Source organism: Rhodococcus sp. P4_B6 (assembly GCF_056402215.1).
The window spans coordinates 1-17,399 of the sequence record NZ_JBFUHV010000178.1; the positions used below are offsets into that span (position 1 = coordinate 1).

The window sequence follows — 17,399 nt, forward strand, 5'->3', positions numbered from 1 at the left end:
GACCACATCCTCGCGGCCGGTGAACCGCAGCGAGCGGTGGAACTGCTCGAGGAGGACGACCTCTACCTCCTCGATCGGTCGCAGATGTCGACGCTGCTCGGCCTGATCGGGAAACTGCCCGCCGACCTGGTGGCCGCCAGCCCGCGGCTGCAGCTCACCATCGGATGGGCGAACTGCGAACTCCAGCGACTCGAACTCGCGCAGGCCGCCCGAACCCGCGCACTCGAGCAGATCGACGCCGGGGAGATGTCCGAGAGTCGCGCCGCCGAGCTCCGGGTGGAAGCGGATGTCCTGCAGGCCGACATCGAGGCGACCGCCGACCGCATCGAGGGTGTGCGCGAGCTCGTCGCCGAATGCCTCGCCCGTCCCACGGAGTATCACCCCTTCGTGGTGTCGATGGCCGCTCTCATCGAGACGTTCGTGGACACGTGTGAATTCCGGTTCGAGGACGCGTACCGCAGGCAGAGCTGGGCGGCCCCGTACCACCGGCAGAACACGGGGCCGTACTCCGTCGCGTACGGGTACTGTTTTGCCGGGCTCGCGAAGTTCGAACAGCTCGACGTCGGCGGTGCCATGGAGCTGTACCGCAAGGCGTGCCGGCTGGTCCGGGAGGCGGAGAATACGCAGTCGCAGCATGCGCGGCTCACGCGTACGCTTCTCGCCGAAGTCCACTACGAGCAGGGCCGGATCGACGAAGCGGACGAGTTGCTCAACGAGACGTTCGACCCCGCCGCGCTCGGTGGCGCAGCGGATTTCATGATCCGGCACTACTGCCTCAGGGCGCGGATCTTGGCGTTGCGTGGCGATCCCGGCGCCGCGGCACGACAGCTCGACGAGGGGGTTCGGACTGCCGAGACGTTCTCCCTGCCTCGTCTGCGGGCCGCCGTCGACAACGAGCGGGTGCGGATCGGGCTGCCCCCGGCGCCCGGGTTCGTGCCCGTCACGCGCGAGACCCGGCGTACCCCGACGGACGGGCTCGACCTGGCGACGGCGCAGCTCGAGGAAGAGGCGGCCATCATGTTGCTCGAGGCGCAGGGCGATTCGGCGGCCGCGGATCGGGCGTGCGAGTGGGCGAACGACTGGGTGCGGCAACTCGACGGCACCGGGCGGCGCCGGGCCGGGCTGCAGGCGATCCGGTTGCTGGTGTCGTGCCTGTGGGCGGCCGGACGTCGTGACGAAGCGCAGGCGACGCTTCTTCCCGCGGCAGTGGAGTGCGCTCGGCACGAACTGATCCGATTCCTACCCGACGGCGGCCCGAACGTCGTCGCAGCGCTGTCGGCGCTGCGGGAGAGCGGTCATCAGGGCCTGCCGCGGACGTTCACCGATGCAGTGCTCGCGGCAGTCCACTAGCGCCCTCCGGCGAACAGAGGCGCCACGGTTCCAGCAGGGTTTCGTAGTGTGCCCTGGTGAAATCGTGTGTTCCGACGAGATCCGACACCGCGTGCGCAGCCGCCGCGTCGCGCACGGCGGTCGCGAGATCGGCACGCATCCGCTCGTCCTCGCGCAGGGTCACCCCGTCTATGTAGTGGCGTTCCCACGCGGCGTCCTGGGCGCGGTACCAGGACCTGATCCGGCCGGCTTCCGACGCCGCGTCTCGTGCGCAGATCCAGGCGCCGAGCCGCCGGCGGCCGTCGACGGCGCTGCTCGTCCGCGTCAGTGCTCCGAACTGTTCGTCGACGAGTGCTGCCGCATCGACGGCGTGCCGCACGACGTCCTCCCAGTTCGGACCGAAGGCCTGTTCGCATTCGTCCTCGGTCACGGTGAACGAGTCGAGGGCGGACAGCGCGTCGTCCAGCACATCGAGGCGGAGAAGGTACGAGTCCGGCAGGGCGCTTCGGCTCAGTAACTGGAATGCCACGAACGCGTCGCCGCGCACCGGCGCGCAATGCACGAGAATGTCGAGCACCGACATTCGGGTTTCCGGCGCGTACGCACCGCGCGCCGGAACCGGGTGCTGCCGGATGAAATGAGCGGCGCGGGCCGGGAGAAGTCGAAGTTCGTCTGTGATCATGTCAGCACTCGACGTAGTTGACGGGAACGTTGAGGGCGAGACCGCCGGTGGACGTCTCCTTGTACTTCGACAGCATGTCAGCGCCCGTCGAGCGCATCGTCTCGATCACCTGGTCCAGGCTTACGCGGTGGGTCCCGTCGCCGCGCAGGGCCATCCGGGCGGCGTTGATGGCCTTGCCTGCCGAGATCGCGTTCCGTTCGATGCACGGAATCTGGACGAGGCCTTCGATGGGGTCGCAGGTGAGGCCGAGGCTGTGTTCCATGGCGATCTCCGCGGCGTTTTCCACCTGTTCCGGTGTGCCGCCGAGGATCTCGGCCAGTCCTGCCGCGGCCATCGACGCCGCCGAGCCCACCTCGCCCTGGCAGCCGACTTCGGCGCCCGAGATCGACGCCCGCTCCTTGTACAGGGATCCGACCGCGCCGGCCGCGAGGAGGAACCGGACCGCGGTCTCGTCGGGGTCGGCCCGGCCGGCGGGCGTGTAGTGGACGGCGTAGTGCAGGACGGCGGGGATGATGCCCGCGGCGCCGTTGGTGGGGGCGGTGACGATGCGCCCACCCGACGCGTTCTCCTCGTTGACCGCGAGCGCGACGAGGTTGACCCAGTCCTCCGCGAACGCGGGATCACGATGGGGGTCTTCCTGATCGAGCCGGAGATACCAGTCACGGGCGCGCCGCCGGACGCGCAGCGCACCGGGAAGGAGTCCGTCGCGGGAGATGCCGCGTCGCTCGCACTCGACCATGACGTCGCGGATGTGGAGCAGCCGGTCGCGGATCTCCGCGGCCGCGCGGGTTTCGCTCTCGAACTCGAGCATGACCTGGCTGACGCGGCATCCGTGCCGCGCGCAGATGTCGAGGAGTTCCTTCGCGGACCCGAACGACGACCCGCTCGCCGGCGTCGGCCGGTGTTCCGTGCTCTCGGCTTCGGTGACCACGAATCCGCCACCGATCGAGAAGTACGTCTCCCGATGGATTTCCACGTTCCCGGCCGCATAGGCCGTCACCGTCATCCCGTTCGGGTGGAACGGCAGGATCGTCAGCGGATGAAGCACGATCTCGTCCTCGGCCAGCGCGATGTGGTGCGAACCGCCGAGCGCGATGCGCCGCGTGGTCCGCATCGCCTCGAGTCGCTGCTCCATCTCCTCGGTTTCGATCGTCTCGGGCCGATACCCCTCGAGGCCGAGCAGGACTGCGGACATAGTCCCGTGGCCGGCGCCGGTCGCGGCGAGCGAGCCGTACAGGTCGACGCGGACGCCGGTGACGTCCTCGAACGCGCCGAGCGTGTGAAGGTCGGACACGAAACGCGCGGCCGCGCGCATGGGTCCGACGGTATGGGAACTCGAGGGGCCGACACCGACGGAGAACAGGTCGAACACGCTGATGGTCACAGGGTCACCGTCTCGTTGAGTTCGGTCGCGTACTGCGCGGGGGTCAGGAGGCCGTACGTGGACGACGACGGCACCGGCAGGATGGCGAACAACCATCCGGCGTGGAACGGATCTTCGGCGACGAGCGCCGGATCAGCGGTGGCGTCGCGGTTCGTCATCGTGATCAGACCGCCGATCGGGGCGTACACGGTGATGGCCGTCCGCGCCGACGACCAGATCACAGCGCAGGGGGAACCCGCGTCGACAGTGCTTCGCACGGCAGGCAGGTCCACTCCGACCACGTCGATGTCGTCGAGTGCGCGGTCGGTGACGCCTGCGCGCAAGGGGAAATCGGAAAAGTTCGCACCCGGCGTCAGCGCCACCCAGCTGTGTGTGGCCGTATACCGTCGGTCCGAGGGAATCTTACGAGCTCTCATGCCTTTTCCTTTGACAGTCGGGCCTTGCGGTCGCGGACTACTTGCCTGCGATCCAACAGATTCGAGATTGATATATCAGTCAGTGCAATAACGGTAGGTCAGTATGCGACATGGGTCAAGAGGGGATCGGGAAAACGTTGGGAAATGTGCGGCTACGGCCGGAGCGTCGCGGGCAGCACACCTTTGAGAGAACTCATCACGACGAGGGCATCGGCACCCCGGAGGTCGCTCGGCGTCAGCATGCGCTCGTGCATCAACCCGCGGTCCAGCTGCCACGACCGCTCGACACCCGGCAGACATCCCGACGACAACGGCGGCGTCCACCAGACGCCGTCGATCCGGGCGGCGAGGTTCGCGATCGTGGTCTCGGTGACATGCCCGAATTCGTTGACCAGCACGACGTCGTCGGCATCGGGATTGCGGTGACGCCTGCGGTCGTACCGCTCGCGCAACGTCGTCTTGTGCCCGAGGAGGATGTCGAGGGAATCGACGGGCTCGTCGTCGAGGACGAGGGATACACAGGCAGGCGCGACCGGGGGAGCGAAGACGTCGACGTCCACGCCGCCGTCGCGGTGCAGGCGCACCCGGACCCGGGCCGCTCCGGCGCACGACAGCTGGTGCGCGAGGTGGCGCCGGACCTCTCGTTCCCCGAACTCGTACCCGAGGACCGCCGCGGAACGGGCCAGACGCGACAGGTGACGGTCGAGATGCCGCAAGCCCGTGCGGGGATCGTGATACATCGTCTCCATCAGCTGAACCTCAGCTGTGTCGATCGTCGCGAGCCCCACTGCGGCGGACACGGAAGTGTTCACAGGGCGGAGTCTCGATTCGGCGCGTGACTGGAGGTGGCGGGACCACGATATACGAGCGCGCGGAGCACCGAAACCGCGTCGACCGTCTCCGCGACGTCGTGGACACGGAGGATGGCCGCGCCGTTCTGGGCGGCGATGAGGGCTGCAGCGACGGATGCGGCCTGGCGGTGGTCGACGTCGCGGCCGGTGATGGCGCCGAGCATGCCCTTGCGGGAGAGTCCGGCCATGACGGGGAGGCCGATCTCGGTGATCTGCCGGAGTTCGCTGAGTAGTTGAAGGTTGTGGGTGAGGGTTTTGCCGAATCCGAAGCCCGGGTCGAGCAGGATGTGCTCGGACGGGATGCCGGCGGTCAGACACGCCTCGATCCGGGTGAGGAGGAAGCGTCGGACCTCGTGTACGACGTTCCGGTATCGGGGTGCGTGCTGCATGGTGGTGGGGTCGCCGAGCATGTGCATGAGGCAGACCGGGACCTGCAGGTCGGCGGCGGTGTGCAGGGCGCCGGGGAGCTGGAGGGCGCGGACGTCGTTGATGAGGGTGGCGCCGGCGGCGACGGCGGCGCGCATCACCTCGGGACGTGAGGTGTCGACGGAGATGGGGACCGTGGTGTGCCGCGCGAGTGCCTCGATGACGGGGATGACGCGGGCGATTTCGTCGGCGACCGGAGGTGGGGTGGATCCGGGGCGGGTGGATTCGCCTCCGATGTCGAGGAGGTCGGCGCCGTCGGCGACGAGTGACAGTGCGTGGTCGACGGCGCGGTGGTGGTCGGTGTAGCGGCCGCCGTCGGAGAAGGAGTCGGGGGTGACGTTGACGATGCCGCAGACCAGGGGGGTGTGGCGGGTGAGGGCGTCGAGCAGCCGGTGGGGGCCGGTGGCGGTGAGAGTGGGGGACGGCATCGGGGTGCACCTCCTTGTGGGTGGAAATCGGCCCCGGGGGACGGCGCCATGTCGTCCCCCGGGGCCGAGGATTGCCTTCGTTGCCGCGTTTATTCGGGGTGAGTTCCGTATTCTTCGGCGGCGTCGATGAGCCASKCSGCGAGGTAGCGGGCGAAGGAGGCTCGTACCAGGATGCGGTAGTCGGTGCCGGTGTCGTCGAGTGCGATCAGCACGACRCCGGCGAGTCCGAGCATGGTCTGCACGGCGGTTCCGGGGCGGAACACGGTGGGGTGCAGGTCGATCGAGCAGCCCTTCGCGAGGATGTCGCGGGCGTGGGTGCCGYGYAGSCGSAGGGTGGTGCGYTGKSCGGAGACGTCGATGGCKGCGCCGCCGTGCGGGGTGACCGCKKTGCGGAGTTGGGTTTCGAGGGTTTCGGGTGCCTGGGTGTGGGTGGTGATSAGGAATTCGTCCGGGCCGAGCCAGATCGCGGTGGCGGTGTCCCCGGTGGTGGCGGTGGATGCGGTGGTGGGCAGGTCGACGCCGAGGACGGCGSCSGCSGCSGCKSCACCGGGTCCGGTGGGGTYCACCCASAGGTCGATCATGGTGRCGAAGGGTTCCTCGGTGATGCGCACCGWSTCGGGSAGGTGGGAGAAGGTGTGGKTCCAGCTGTGCAGGGGGCTCAGCGGGGTGAGGGTGTCAGCCATCGCGGCGTGCTCCTTCGGGGTCGACGAGGACGGTGCCGGTGACCTGCACGGCGACGAGGTTTCCGTCSACSGGGACGTGCAGGGTGTCGCCGATTCGGGTGTGGCCGCCCTTGACGAGGGCGAGGCCGAACGGGCGGCCGAGTTCGGCGCTCATRTAGCTGGAGGTGACGTGCCCGAGCATCGGGACGGGCGGCGGYGGCAGGGTGCCGTCGGGGCGGTGTTCGATGATCTGCGCGCCCTCGGGSAGGACGGTGTGYTGGTCGAGGGGKAGCAGKCCGACGAACTGTTTGCGCAGCGGGTTCTGGTTTTCCTGCCGGGTGAAGGAGCGTTTGCCGATGAAGTCGRCCTTCTTCTTCGAYACCGCCCAGCTCATGCCGAGGTCCTGGGGGGTGACGGTGCCGTCGGTGTCCTGCCCGATGATCGGGTAGCCCTTTTCGGCGCGCAGGACGTGCATGGTTTCGGTGCCGTAGGGGGTGATGTTGTGTTTGTCGCCGGCGGCGATSAGGCGGGCCCAGAYGGCGGGGGCGTGCCAGCCGCCGACGTTGACCTCGTAGGCGAGCTCGCCGGAGAAGCTGACCCGGGCGATGCGCACGTGCACGCCGGCGAGGGTGGTGTCGCGCCAGGCCATGAACGGGAASGCGTCGTTGGTGACGTCGAGGTCGCCGAAGACCTCCCCGATCACGTCGCGGGAKYKSGGTCCGACGACGGGGAAGGTGGCCCAGTGTTCGGTGACGGAGGTGAGCCGGACCTGCAGGTGCGGCCATTCGGTTTGGAGCCATTCCTCCATCCAGTCGAGGATTTTCGCGGCGCCGCCGGTGGTGGTGAACACCTGGTAGCGGTCCTCGGCSAGGCGCATGATGGTGCCGTCGTCGATGACCATGCCGTCGACGCCGCACATGAGTCCGTAGCGGACCATGCCGACCTTGAGGGTGCTCATCATGTTGGTGTAGAGCATGTCGAGCAGCACCCCGGCGTCGGSKCCTTGGACGTCGATCTTGCCGAGGGTGGAGCCGTCGAGGATGCCGACGCCGGCGCGGACGGCGGCGCATTCGCGGAGCACGGCGGTGTCCATGTCCTCGCCGGGGTGCGGGTAGTAGCGGGGGCGTTTCCATTGGCCGACGTCCTCGAATACSGCGCCGCGGCCGAGGTGCCAGTCGTGCAGGGCGGTGACCCGTTCGGGGTCGAAGAGGGTGCCGCGGGCGCGGCCGGCGAGGGCGGCGAACGGGACCGGGGTGTAGGGGGGCCGGAAGGTGGTGGTGCCGAGGGTTTCGATCGGGCGGTGCAGGAGTTCGGCGGTGATGCCGGAGGAGATSACCCCGGAGGTTTTGCCCTGGTCGTGGGCGGTGCCGATGGTGGTGTAGCGCTTGATGTGTTCCATCGACGTCATGCCGGCGCCGACGGCGCGGGCGAGGTCGGYGACCGTGGCGTCGCGTTGGACGTCGACGAACTGGGTGTCCTGCCCSGCGGGGTCGGGGACCCGCCACAGCACCAGCGGCGGCAGGCCRCCGTCGTCGGCAGAATCAGCACCGCCGGAGTTGTCGGCGGTCGATGCCACGTCCGGGGTGGTGAAGCCCAGCGCGCCCAGAATCTCCCGGCCCGCGTTCTCGCCGTCGTGCAGGCAGCCGGGGAGGTCGAGGATGCCGTTGGCGGAGCCGGCGACGGTGACGCCGTCGAGGGTCTCGCCGGGCACGAACGCACCCAGGGTGTCGTCGTACTTCAGTGTGCCGCGGGCCTGGGAGAACAGGTGCACGGCCGGGTTCCAGCCGCCGCTGACGAGCAGGGCGTCGCACGCGAGCGGGATCGGGGTGCCGGTGGTGTCGTCGCGGGAGGTGACGAGGGCGTGGCTGACGCGGCCGTTGCCGCGGGTGCCGGACACGACGGATGCGGTGCGGACGGGGATCCCGCGGGCCTCGCATTCATGCTGCCAGCGGGCGGGGGCGGTGTCGCGGGCCTCGACGACCGCGTTGATGCGGACCCCGGCGTCGTGCAGGTCGATCGCCGCCTGGTAGGCGCTGTCGTTGGTGGTGAACACGACGGCCTGGGCGCCGACGGTGACGCCGTAGCGGTGCAGGAAGGTGCGGGCGCCGTGGGCGAGCATGATGCCGGGGCGGTCGTTGTCGGTGAAGACGACGGGGCGCTCGTGGGCGCCGGCGGCGACGAGGATGTGCCGGGCCCGGATCCGCCAGACCCGCTGCCGGCTGACCGCGGCCGGGGCCTGGCCACCGAGGTGGTCGGTGCGGCGCTGCAGGGCGAGGACGAAGCCGTCGTCGTAGTGGCCGAACGCGGTGGTGCGCTGCAGGTGCAGCACGTCCGGGTAGGTGGCCAACTCSGCGACGGCGGCSGYGRCCCAGTCGAGGGCGGGGGCGCCGTCGATCAGATCGGTGGAGCCGAGGAGGTCGCCGCCGGCTTCGCTCTGCTCGTCGAGCAGCACCACCCGGGCRCCGGCGCGGGCGGCGGTGAGGGCGGCGGCGAGCCCGGCCGGGCCGGCGCCGGCGAYCAGCAGGTCGGTGTGGTGGTGGGTGGCGTCGTATTTCGCCGAGTCCGGGATGGTCGCGAGCCGGCCCTGGCCGGGGATGCCGCGGGCGACGAGGCCGTCGAACAACTCGATGGTGGTGGCGAGCAGCATCGGCTCGGGGAAGGGTTCCTCGATCTGCACSAGGCCGCCGGTGTCCTCGGCCCAGGCGGCGGTGATGCCGCGGGGGCGGCCGAGTTTGATGCTGGTGGTGATCTGGTGGACRCCGTTCGCGAGCAGCGCGGAGCCGAGGGTGTCACCGGGGTGRCCGGTCAACTCTTGGCCGTCGAAGGTGAAGGTGTGGGTGGTGGTGCGGTCGAGGCGACCGCCCTGGCGGGTGCGGAAGGGTGCGTTCACGATATCGTCGGCTTCTGCTCGGCCACGCGGTAGACGCTGTGGAATCGGTAGGTGGCGGTGTCGCGGACGGCGTTGAACCAGCGCCGGCAACCGGCGGCATGGKWCCACCGTTCSGCGAACAGGCCTTTCGGGTTGGCGCGGAAGAACACGAACTGCGCCCACTGTTCGTCGGTCAACGCGGCCGGGTCYKSGGGGTAGTCGACGTGGGCYTGGCCGCCGTAGTGGAAYTCGGTTTCCTCACGCGGCCCGCACCACGGGCATTCGATCAACTGCATGCTGACTCCTGGTTGGTGTGCGGGGGTGGGTTAGTGGGCGACGGCGGCGGCGCCGTGYTCGTCGACGAGGGCGCCGGTGACGAACCGGTCGAGGCTGAACGGGGCGATGTAKTCGTGCGGTTCGTCGTTGGCGAGGGTGTCGGCCAGGCACCAGCCGAGCCCGGGGGTGGCCTTGAAGCCGCCGGTGCCCCACCCGCCGTTGAGGTAGACGTTGTCGTAGGGGGTGCGGCCGACGATCGGGGAGGCGTCGGGGCAGGTGTCGACGATGCCGCCCCAGGTGCGCAGCAGATGCGCSCGGGCGAAGACGGGGAACAAYTCGACGGCGGCGGCCATCTGGCGTTCGATGATGTGGAAGGCGCCGCGTTGGCCGTAGCCGTTGTAGGAGTCGACGCCGGCGCCCATCACCAGTTCSCCCTTGTGGGCCTGGGAGACGTAGACGTGGATGGCGTTGGACATCACGATCGTCGGGTGCACCGGCTCGAGSAGTTCGGASACCAAAGCCTGCAGSGGGTGSGAYTGCAGGGGGGTGGCGATGCCGAGCATGTCGGTGAGGGTGGAGGTGTGCCCGGCSGCRCASAGCGCGACCTGCCCGGTGGCGATGTCGCCGCGGGTGGTGCGGACCCCGGTCACCYKGTTGCCGTCGGTGACGAAGCCGGTGACCTCRCAGTTCTGGATGATGTCGATGCCGGCCTGGTCGGCGCGGCGGGCGAATCCCCASGCCACGTAGTCGTGYTTGGCGATCCCGGCGCGGGGTTGGTAGGTGGCGCCGAGGACGGGGTAGCGGATGTCGGCGGAGATGTTGACCAGSGGGCAGAGTTTTTTGACCTCGTCGGGTCCGACCCATTCGGCGTCGACGCCGTTGAGTTTGTTGGCCTCGACGCGGCGGACGCTGTCGCGGACRTCCTGSAGGCTGTGGGCGAGGTTGAGGACGCCGCGCTGGCTGAACAGGATCGGGTAGTCCAGGTCCTCCTCGAGGCCCTCCCACAGTTTGAGGGCGTGYTCGTAGATGCGGGTGCTCTCGTCCCACAGGTAGTTCGASCGGATCAGGGTGGTGTTGCGGGCCATGTTGCCGCCCGCGAGCCAGCCCTTCTCCAGSACGGCGACGTTGGTGATGCCGTGGTTCTTGGCGAGGTAGTGSGCGGTCGCGAGGCCGTGGCCGCCGCCGCCGACGATCACGATGTCGTAGGACTTCTTCGGTTCCGGGTTACGCCACAGAAAGTCCGGGTGGTCGGGCAGRTGCGCACCGGGCGGGGTCGCYGCAGTGCCGGAGCTCAGGGTCGTCATCAGTTCGTCTCCGTGAGGTCGGGGTAGAGCGGGAACGCGGCGGCGAGGGCGTCGACCCGGGCCCGCAGCGCGGTCAGGCCGGYSTCGTCGGTGGCSGGGCGCAGSGCGTGGCTGATGATGTCGGCGACCTCGGTGAACGCGGCCTCGTCGAAACCGCGGGTGGCCAGGGCGGGGGTGCCGATCCGCACCCCGGAGGAGATCATCGGYGGGCGGGGGTCGAACGGGACGGCGTTGCGGTTGACGGTGATCCCSACSCGGTGCARCCGGTCCTCGGCCTGCTTGCCGTCGAGTTCGGATTCACGCAGGTCCACCAGCACCAGGTGSACGTCGGTGCCGCCGGAGACGACGTTGATSCCGGCGGCCCGCGAATCGGTTTGCAGGAGGCGGTCGGCGAGGATCTTCGCGCCGGYCAGGGTGCGCTGCTGGCGTTCGGCGAATTCGGGTTCGGCGGCGAGCTTGAACGCGACGGCCTTGCCGGCGATCACGTGCTCGAGCGGGCCGCCCTGCTGGCCGGGGAAGACCGAGGAGTTGAACTTCTTCGCCARCGCCGCGTCGTTGGTGAGGATGACSCCGCCGCGGGGCCCRCCCAACGTCTTGTGGGTGGTGGAGGTGACCACRTGCGCGTGCGGGACGGGGGAGGGGTGCAGTCCGGCGGCSACCAGGCCGGCGAAGTGCGCCATGTCGACCATCAGGTAGGCGCCGACCTCGTCGGCGATGGCCCGGAACCGGGGGAAGTCGAGSCGGCGGGGGTACGCGGACCAGCCGGCCATGATCAGCTTCGGGCGGTGCTCGCGGGCCAGGCGYTCGACCTCGTCCATGTCGACGAGGTGGTCGYCCTCGCGGACGTGGTACGCGGCGACGTCGTAGAGCTTGCCGGAGAAGTTCAGCTTCATCCCGTGCGTGAGGTGACCGCCGTGCGCGAGATCCAACCCGAGRATGSMRTCACCGGGGGTCAGCAGCGCCGCCATCGCCGCGGCGTTGGCCTGCGCCCCCGAATGCGGTTGCACRTTCGCGAACCCCGCACCGAACAGSGMSKTSAGSCGGTCGATCGCCAACTGCTCGATSACGTCGACGTGCTCRCACCCCCCGTAATAGCGGCGGCCSGGGTARCCCTCGGCGTACTTGTTGGTCAGCACCGACCCCTGCGCCTGCATCACCGCGAGCGGCGCGAARTTCTCACTGGCGATCATCTCCAGGGTGCCCTGCTGCCGCGCCAACTCGGCCCCGATCGCCGCRTGCACGGCCGGATCGAGATCCACCAACCGCCGAGTCAACGTCGGATTGGAGACGGGTGCGGCTGCGGTGCGGCCGTCAATGTCGAGAGTCAAGAGGTTCGCCCTTCTGAGAGACCAGTGCCGAATTACTGATATATCAAACTGAAGGTAGAGTATGATCAGTAGTGGATCACAGTCAAGGCTCGACCGACATTCCCGGAGACGAATATGAGCATGGCGCAATCGGCGGTAATCGAGATCGCATCTGCGGGCGGCACCAACGCTGAACGCGCGTACGAGATCATCCGCGAACGCCTGGTCATGCTCGATATCCGGCCGGGTGAGCCGATCAACGACGACCGCCTCGCCGAGGAACTCGGTTTCGGCCGCACCCCGGTGCGCGAGGCCCTCAAGCGCCTCGAACGCGAACGCCTCGTCGTCGCCTACCCSCGCCGCGGCACCTTCGCCACCGCCGTCGACATGACCGACCTCGCCGACATCTCCGAGATCCGCAAACGACTCGAACCGACCGCCGCGGCCCGCGCCGCGCGCTCCGCGACCCAGGACGCCCGGGCCCGGCTGGCCGCGCTCGCCGCCGACATCGCCGAGATCGCCGACACCGAGGACCCCCGCGAGGTGCTGCGCAAGGACGTGCACGTGCACCGCGAGATCTACCGGGCCTCGGGCAACCCGCACCTCGAGGACATCCTCGTCAGCCTCGACGCCCACGCCACCCGCATCTGGTGCCTGTTCCTCGACCGACTCCCCGACGTCGCCAGCCACGTCCGCGAGCACATCACTCTTCTGCGGGCGATCGTCGACGGCGACGAGGACACCGCCACGTCGTTGACGCTCGGGCACGTCAGCGGTTTCGAAGCGGCTATCCGAAACCTGCTGTAGGCGCTCCGCGCCCGTGCGCCTTTCTGGTTGTTCCCGCTACCAGAAAGGCGCACGGGCGGCGAAGCCGTAGCCGAGGCCGATCATTTACTACGACTGGTGGAATTCGACATGACTTTTCACGACATCGATTGCAAGGACGCATGGAGGCGACGAGTTCTCCACGTGCGTAAGCAACAGACCATCGACGACAGGGACCGCGCGAGCTGGCGCATCGCCGACCATATCGGGAAGGTGGCGCGGCCGGGACAGGCTGTGGCCGCCTATGTTCCGATGGACAGCGAACCAGGGTCCGTTGCGATGCTGGATGCGCTGGTGGACGCGGGGGTTCAGGTGCTGCTTCCCTTCACCGTCGTGAACAGCCCGCTGTCGTGGGCCCTGTACACCGGACCGGCCGACCTGAGCCCTGCTGCGTTCGGGCTGCGTGAACCAACCGGTCCGGATCTCGGGCCCGGAGGGTTGGCCCGCGCGGATGCGATCATCGTGCCGGCGCTTGCGGTCGACTGTCGGGGAGTCCGATTGGGGCGAGGGGCCGGCTACTACGACCGCAGCCTGGCGATGGTCGACGGCGACGTCCCGTTGATCGCAGTGGTCAATGACGCCGAGCTGGTCGATGCGCTTCCGGACGAGCCGCACGACATCCGGATGACCCATGCCCTCACTCCGTCGGGTGGGTTGCAGGCGCTCGTACCCGCGGAATTCGTCGGGTCCCGCACGTAGGCAGCACACGAGGCGACTTCCGACGCTGCAGGCCGCCGCACATCAGCGGCGGCCTGCAGTCATTTCTGGTTCCGTCGTGAACCGCCGAGTCGAAGTCCGGCAGGCGTTTTCAACGGACTTCCGGCAGACAGGCCAGAATGGTCCAGCTGGCCGGTGGATACGACGCGGCAATCTGCTTGTCCGGGGCGAGGATCCGAAGTATGCCGCCGTCGAGTACGTGAGCGGTGAAACCGGTCGAGTACTCGTCGGTTCTCGGGCCGTGCTGTACTGACAATCGTCTCATCGTGGAATCTTTCGGTAGCTCGTCAGCTGAAGATGACGGTCCTGTGCCCGTGCAGAAGGACGCGGTTCTCGCAGTGCCAGCGCACGGCGCGGGACAATGCCAGTGCTTCGGCATCCTGGCCGACGGTGGCCAGACGTGCGGGGTCGTGGCTGTGATCGATGCGGATGACTTCCTGCTCGATGATGGGACCTTCGTCCAGGTCCGGTGTGACGTAGTGGGCGGTGGCGCCGACCTGCTTGACGCCCCGGTCGAAGGCCTGGTGGTAGGGCTTGGCGCCCTTGAAACCGGGCAGGAAGGAATGATGAATGTTGATCGCGCGGCCGTGGAGCTTGCGGCATGCGTCGTTCGACAGCACCTGCATGTACCGCGCGAGGACGACCAGGTCTGCGTCGTACTCGTCCACGAGGTCGAGGAGCTGCGCCTCGGCCTGCGGCTTCGTCGCGGCCGTCACGGGAATGTGGATGAAAGGCAGGCCGGCCGCTTCGGCCATGGGACGAAGGACCTCGTGGTTGGAGACGACAGCGACCAGCTCTGCTCCGAGATTGCCGGCGCGCCACCGGAAGATGAGGTCGTTGAGGCAATGCCCCATCTTCGAGACCATCACGACAACACGCGGCACGCTGCACCCGTTGAAGCTGAACGTCATGCCGAACTTGTCGGCGACACTGCGAAACTCGCTCGTCAGTCGATCGATGTCGAGATTGCCGGAGGAGACGAACGACGTGCGGAGGAAGAAGGCGTCGTTCTGCGTGTCGTCGAACTGCTGGTGCTCGGCGATGTCGCAGTTCTGCTCGAACAGAAAGGAACTGACGGCGTGGACGATTCCGGGGCGCTGAGCGCTGCTGAGCGTCAAGGTGAAGGTTTCGGTCATGTGCGTCTCCTCGGGGCTGGACGCTGCCGGGCAGCATCGGTGTTCGGGGGATATCGGTTCGGTGCTGTCGCCGCCCCACCTTCCGTTGCCGGCGACGTCAGCATCACATGCGCTCTTCTGGAGTCCCAGTCCTACTAGACTGATATATCAGATTGGTACTAGTATTTCAGGTGTAGAAGAACGGGTCAAGAGTTGGAGAAGGGAAACGCTAGGATGACGCTCATGAGGCTGGAGGCGGTATCAGCGGAGCACGGCGTGACTTCTCTCGCGGACCGCGCCTACACGGCGATCCAGGACAAGCTGATCATGCTCGACATCCGCCCCAACGACGCGATCGTCGAAGGTGACCTCGCCGAACAGCTCGGTGTCGGGCGGACCCCGGTCCGAGAAGCTCTCAAGCGACTCGAAGCGGAACGCCTCGTGGTGTCATTTCCTCGTCGTGGAACCTTCGCGACCGGCGTCGACGTCGCCGACCTCGGCCACATCTCCGAGATCCGAGCCCACCTCGAGCCCGTGGCGGCACGCCGAGCGGCGGAAGGGGCCTCGCCGACTCTTCGCCAGTTGCTCCTCGACATGGCCGACAAGACAGACGAGCTCGACGTTCTCGGAATCGAGCGGCACGAACTGATGCGGTGGGATCTCACCGTGCACCGGACCATATATCGGGCCTCACGCAACCCACACCTCGAAGATGTCCTCGTCCGGTACGACAATCTCGCGACTCGGATCTTCTGCCTCTTTCTCGAACGGCTGCCGTCGGTTCCCCAGCACGTCGGAGAGCACGGAGAACTGTTGCGCGCGATTGCCGGCGGGCAGGCGGACCTCGCTGCGGATATCGCACGCCGGCATGTCACCGGGTTCGAGCAGGCAGTACGCACCATCATCTAGTACCCGGGCCGCGGCGCGGCACCGACAGGATGGTGGGTAATCGGGCGAACCCTCCCCGGAAAGACCGATTACCCACCAAGACTTTCAGCGGCTGCTCTGCAGCCCGACGAGGCTCGCGGCTCGCCTCACGGCGCTCTGGGTCGACGCCGCATCGACGGTGTGATTGAGCAACAGCGCCGTCGTCACCGGTCCCACCCCACCAGGAACCGGGGTCAGCGCACCGGCGCGCCCGTCCACCGAGTCTGCGTCGACGTCGCCGAGGAGTAGCCCGTCGTCGGTGGCAGTCGTACCGACGTCGATCACCACCGCACCATCGCTGATGTGCTCCGCCGTGATCAGTCTCGGAATCCCCACCGCAACGACGACGATATCGGCAGAACGGGTGCCCGCCACCAGATCGGCGGTGTGCCGGTGGCACACGGTCACCGTCGCGTCACGCTGCACGAGCAGATGCGCAACGGGGGTCCCGACGACCGTCGACCGTCCCACCACGGTGGCGGTCTTGCCGCGCAGATCGATTCCGTGGTGGTCGAGCAACGCGAGCACTGCCTGTGCAGTGGCGGGCGCGAAGGCCGGCAGGTGCGCGATCAGCCGACCGAGGCTGACCGGGTTCGTGCCGTCGATGTCCTTGCCGGGATTGATCGCTTCCCGCAGAAGGTCGAGATCGGTGCCGTCCGGTAGCGGGGTCTGCAGGATGATGCCGTGCACATCCGGGTCGTGGCCGAGTTCGACGAGGACGGCGTGAATCTCTTCGGTCGTCGCCTCCGGCCCGAAATCGACGATGTCGCACTCGATTCCGGTGCGTCGGGCGGCGCCGGCGATGGATCGGACGTACCAGGCGGTGGACTCGTCGGCGGTGGCCAGCACGACCGCCAGCTTGGGCCGGATCCCGATCTCGGTGAGCGCGGCCGCCGCGACCGACGCATCGTTGCGGATTGCGGCTGCCAGATCGGAGCCACCCAGAATTCTGGTCATGAGTTCAGTTGCTTTCTCACTTGGGCAGTCACTGCGTCGGCACGGTCGGCGAGTGCGTCGACGCCGGCGGCGCTGTCGATGAGCGATTGTCGGATGGCCGGGTCGGTGATGCCCGGCAGGTTGATCTCGACGTTGACCCGTGCGGTCGTGGCCGCGGCCCGGGCCGCCTCCGTCGCGGCCGCGACGTCACTGACGACATTGCGGTTTGCGACGGGACCGAGTTCTTCGGCGAGCGTGACCACCGCCGCTGCTGCATCGATCACCTCGACGGGAACCCGAGCCGCGTTCACCAGGGCACCTTCGATCGCTGCGGAACGCGCGGCGTTCTCTTCGTCTGTGCCCTTGGGAAGTTTGTAAGCATCGATCACGGACGTGAAGGCGGCCATGTCGTCCTCGGCGAACTGCAACGCCTTGCCCCGCAGCGCATCCGCGCTGGTGCACACCCGCTCGACCAGAGCGGAGTGCTCCGCGTACCGGTCTCCGGTCGTATATCGGGCGACCATTGCCACCAGGGCCGCGGCCTGCCCGACGTGCAGCGCGGCAGTTGCGCCGCCACCCGGCGCGGGAACCCGTGCGGCGAGTGAGTCCAGAAATGAACTGATGGTTTCCTGTTGCATCAGCGTGGTCTTCCTCTTCTGTGGGCGGGCGCTGCAATGACCGAACAGGGTGCCGGCCCACTCGCGGAGCGGGCCGGCACCGGTGTGGTTTATGCTCGGATTTTTTTCATTTCGGGGTCGACGAGGGGTTCGGCGACGATGGTGGCGGGGATGCGGGTGCCGAAGTAGTCGATCTCGACGGTGGTGCCGGTGCCGGCGGTGGCGGGTAGCCAGGCGTAGGCGATGGGGGCGCCGACGGTGTGGCCGTAGGCGGCGCTGGTGACGTAGCCGGCGGGTTGGCCGTCGAGGTAGACGGGTTCGTGGCCCA

At 68.3% G+C, this 17,399-nt stretch carries 19 protein-coding genes; 4 read left to right on the top strand and 15 right to left on the bottom strand.

All coding sequences use genetic code 11. The features are described 5' to 3' along the window. On the top strand, window positions 1-1,350 hold a 1,350-nt coding region (locus AC1DWT_RS42310), incomplete at its 5' end, for a tetratricopeptide repeat protein (RefSeq protein ID WP_477925279.1). Here AC1DWT_RS42310 and AC1DWT_RS42315 read toward each other — a convergent pair. From AC1DWT_RS42315 to glyA, 10 genes are all read right to left on the bottom strand, one after another. Then, a complete protein-coding gene (locus AC1DWT_RS42315; protein WP_477925281.1) occupies window positions 1,319-2,011 on the bottom strand; it encodes a hypothetical protein in 693 nt (230 codons plus the stop codon). The genes AC1DWT_RS42310 and AC1DWT_RS42315 overlap by 32 nt on opposite strands. Window position 2,012: 1 nt before the next feature. Then, a complete protein-coding gene (locus AC1DWT_RS42320) occupies window positions 2,013-3,395 on the bottom strand; it encodes an L-serine ammonia-lyase (protein ID WP_477925283.1) in 1,383 nt (460 codons plus the stop codon). Further along, window positions 3,392-3,811 (bottom strand): glycine cleavage system protein H, encoded by a 420-nt coding sequence (locus AC1DWT_RS42325; protein ID WP_072940372.1) that lies wholly within the window; start codon window positions 3,809-3,811, stop codon window positions 3,392-3,394. The genes AC1DWT_RS42320 and AC1DWT_RS42325 overlap by 4 nt, the downstream gene beginning before the upstream one ends. 152 nt (window positions 3,812-3,963) lie before the next feature. Next, window positions 3,964-4,623, bottom strand: coding sequence for an aminotransferase class IV (locus AC1DWT_RS42330; RefSeq protein WP_477925286.1), 660 nt, complete (start codon window positions 4,621-4,623; stop codon window positions 3,964-3,966). Continuing rightward, window positions 4,620-5,516 carry a dihydropteroate synthase gene (gene folP, locus AC1DWT_RS42335; RefSeq protein WP_477925288.1) on the bottom strand — a complete coding sequence of 299 codons (897 nt, stop codon included), beginning with the start codon at window positions 5,514-5,516 and terminating at the stop codon, window positions 4,620-4,622. The genes AC1DWT_RS42330 and folP overlap by 4 nt, the downstream gene beginning before the upstream one ends. A gap of 89 nt (window positions 5,517-5,605) precedes the next feature. After that, window positions 5,606-6,199: a sarcosine oxidase subunit gamma gene (locus AC1DWT_RS42340; protein ID WP_477925290.1), complete on the bottom strand. Its 594-nt coding sequence runs from the start codon at window positions 6,197-6,199 to the stop codon at window positions 5,606-5,608. Next, window positions 6,192-9,068 (bottom strand): 2Fe-2S iron-sulfur cluster-binding protein, encoded by a 2,877-nt coding sequence (locus AC1DWT_RS42345; RefSeq protein ID WP_477925292.1) that lies wholly within the window; start codon window positions 9,066-9,068, stop codon window positions 6,192-6,194. The genes AC1DWT_RS42340 and AC1DWT_RS42345 overlap by 8 nt, the downstream gene beginning before the upstream one ends. Further along, window positions 9,065-9,343 carry a sarcosine oxidase subunit delta gene (locus tag AC1DWT_RS42350; protein ID WP_477925294.1) on the bottom strand — a complete coding sequence of 93 codons (279 nt, stop codon included), beginning with the start codon at window positions 9,341-9,343 and terminating at the stop codon, window positions 9,065-9,067. Before AC1DWT_RS42350 ends, AC1DWT_RS42345 begins: the two co-directional genes overlap by 4 nt. A 30-nt stretch (window positions 9,344-9,373) precedes the next feature. After that, on the bottom strand, window positions 9,374-10,627 hold the full coding sequence (locus tag AC1DWT_RS42355) for a sarcosine oxidase subunit beta family protein (RefSeq protein WP_477925296.1): 1,254 nt from the start codon (window positions 10,625-10,627) through the stop codon (window positions 9,374-9,376). Beyond that, window positions 10,627-11,943, bottom strand: coding sequence for a serine hydroxymethyltransferase (gene glyA, locus AC1DWT_RS42360; RefSeq protein WP_477925303.1), 1,317 nt, complete (start codon window positions 11,941-11,943; stop codon window positions 10,627-10,629). The genes AC1DWT_RS42355 and glyA overlap by 1 nt, the downstream gene beginning before the upstream one ends. A 126-nt stretch (window positions 11,944-12,069) precedes the next feature. Here glyA and AC1DWT_RS42365 point away from each other — a divergent pair, with 126 nt between their 5' ends. Together AC1DWT_RS42365 and AC1DWT_RS42370 are read left to right on the top strand one after the other, a co-directional pair. Beyond that, window positions 12,070-12,741 carry a GntR family transcriptional regulator gene (locus AC1DWT_RS42365; RefSeq protein ID WP_206013842.1) on the top strand — a complete coding sequence of 224 codons (672 nt, stop codon included), beginning with the start codon at window positions 12,070-12,072 and terminating at the stop codon, window positions 12,739-12,741. Between the two features lie 108 nt (window positions 12,742-12,849). Continuing rightward, on the top strand, window positions 12,850-13,458 hold the full coding sequence (locus tag AC1DWT_RS42370) for a 5-formyltetrahydrofolate cyclo-ligase (protein WP_206013841.1): 609 nt from the start codon (window positions 12,850-12,852) through the stop codon (window positions 13,456-13,458). Between the two features lie 109 nt (window positions 13,459-13,567). Here AC1DWT_RS42370 and AC1DWT_RS42375 read toward each other — a convergent pair whose 3' ends face one another. Next, window positions 13,568-13,741, bottom strand: a complete 174-nt coding sequence (locus AC1DWT_RS42375) for a hypothetical protein (protein ID WP_206013840.1) — start codon at window positions 13,739-13,741, stop codon at window positions 13,568-13,570. A gap of 22 nt (window positions 13,742-13,763) precedes the next feature. Further along, entirely contained in the window at window positions 13,764-14,612 is an 849-nt protein-coding gene (purU, locus tag AC1DWT_RS42380) for a formyltetrahydrofolate deformylase (RefSeq protein ID WP_072951706.1), read from the bottom strand. Between the two features lie 213 nt (window positions 14,613-14,825). Between purU and AC1DWT_RS42385 the strand changes: the two genes are divergently transcribed. Beyond that, window positions 14,826-15,500 (top strand): GntR family transcriptional regulator, encoded by a 675-nt coding sequence (locus AC1DWT_RS42385; protein WP_072951708.1) that lies wholly within the window; start codon window positions 14,826-14,828, stop codon window positions 15,498-15,500. An 84-nt stretch (window positions 15,501-15,584) separates the two neighbouring features. Here AC1DWT_RS42385 and AC1DWT_RS42390 read toward each other — a convergent pair whose 3' ends face one another. The 3 genes from AC1DWT_RS42390 to AC1DWT_RS42400 form a co-directional block, all read right to left on the bottom strand. Next, window positions 15,585-16,475 (bottom strand): bifunctional 5,10-methylenetetrahydrofolate dehydrogenase/5,10-methenyltetrahydrofolate cyclohydrolase, encoded by an 891-nt coding sequence (locus AC1DWT_RS42390; RefSeq protein ID WP_072951709.1) that lies wholly within the window; start codon window positions 16,473-16,475, stop codon window positions 15,585-15,587. After that, entirely contained in the window at window positions 16,472-17,092 is a 621-nt protein-coding gene (locus tag AC1DWT_RS42395) for a cyclodeaminase/cyclohydrolase family protein (protein ID WP_072951710.1), read from the bottom strand. The genes AC1DWT_RS42390 and AC1DWT_RS42395 overlap by 4 nt, the downstream gene beginning before the upstream one ends. A gap of 89 nt (window positions 17,093-17,181) precedes the next feature. Then, the coding region (locus AC1DWT_RS42400) for a glycine cleavage T C-terminal barrel domain-containing protein (protein WP_477925301.1) at window positions 17,182-17,399 on the bottom strand (218 nt) is incomplete at its 5' end.

Coding starts and splice junctions, on each gene's coding strand:
- AC1DWT_RS42315 (WP_477925281.1), bottom strand. CDS start 2,011: ATGATCACAGACGAACTTCGACTTCTCCCGGCCCGCGCCGCTCATTTC.
- AC1DWT_RS42325 (WP_072940372.1), bottom strand. CDS start 3,811: ATGAGAGCTCGTAAGATTCCCTCGGACCGACGGTATACGGCCACACAC.
- folP (WP_477925288.1), bottom strand. CDS start 5,516: ATGCCGTCCCCCACTCTCACCGCCACCGGCCCCCACCGGCTGCTCGAC.
- AC1DWT_RS42370 (WP_206013841.1), top strand. CDS start 12,850: ATGACTTTTCACGACATCGATTGCAAGGACGCATGGAGGCGACGAGTT.
- AC1DWT_RS42375 (WP_206013840.1), bottom strand. CDS start 13,741: ATGAGACGATTGTCAGTACAGCACGGCCCGAGAACCGACGAGTACTCG.
- purU (WP_072951706.1), bottom strand. CDS start 14,612: ATGACCGAAACCTTCACCTTGACGCTCAGCAGCGCTCAGCGCCCCGGA.
- AC1DWT_RS42385 (WP_072951708.1), top strand. CDS start 14,826: ATGACGCTCATGAGGCTGGAGGCGGTATCAGCGGAGCACGGCGTGACT.
- AC1DWT_RS42390 (WP_072951709.1), bottom strand. CDS start 16,475: ATGACCAGAATTCTGGGTGGCTCCGATCTGGCAGCCGCAATCCGCAAC.
- AC1DWT_RS42395 (WP_072951710.1), bottom strand. CDS start 17,092: ATGCAACAGGAAACCATCAGTTCATTTCTGGACTCACTCGCCGCACGG.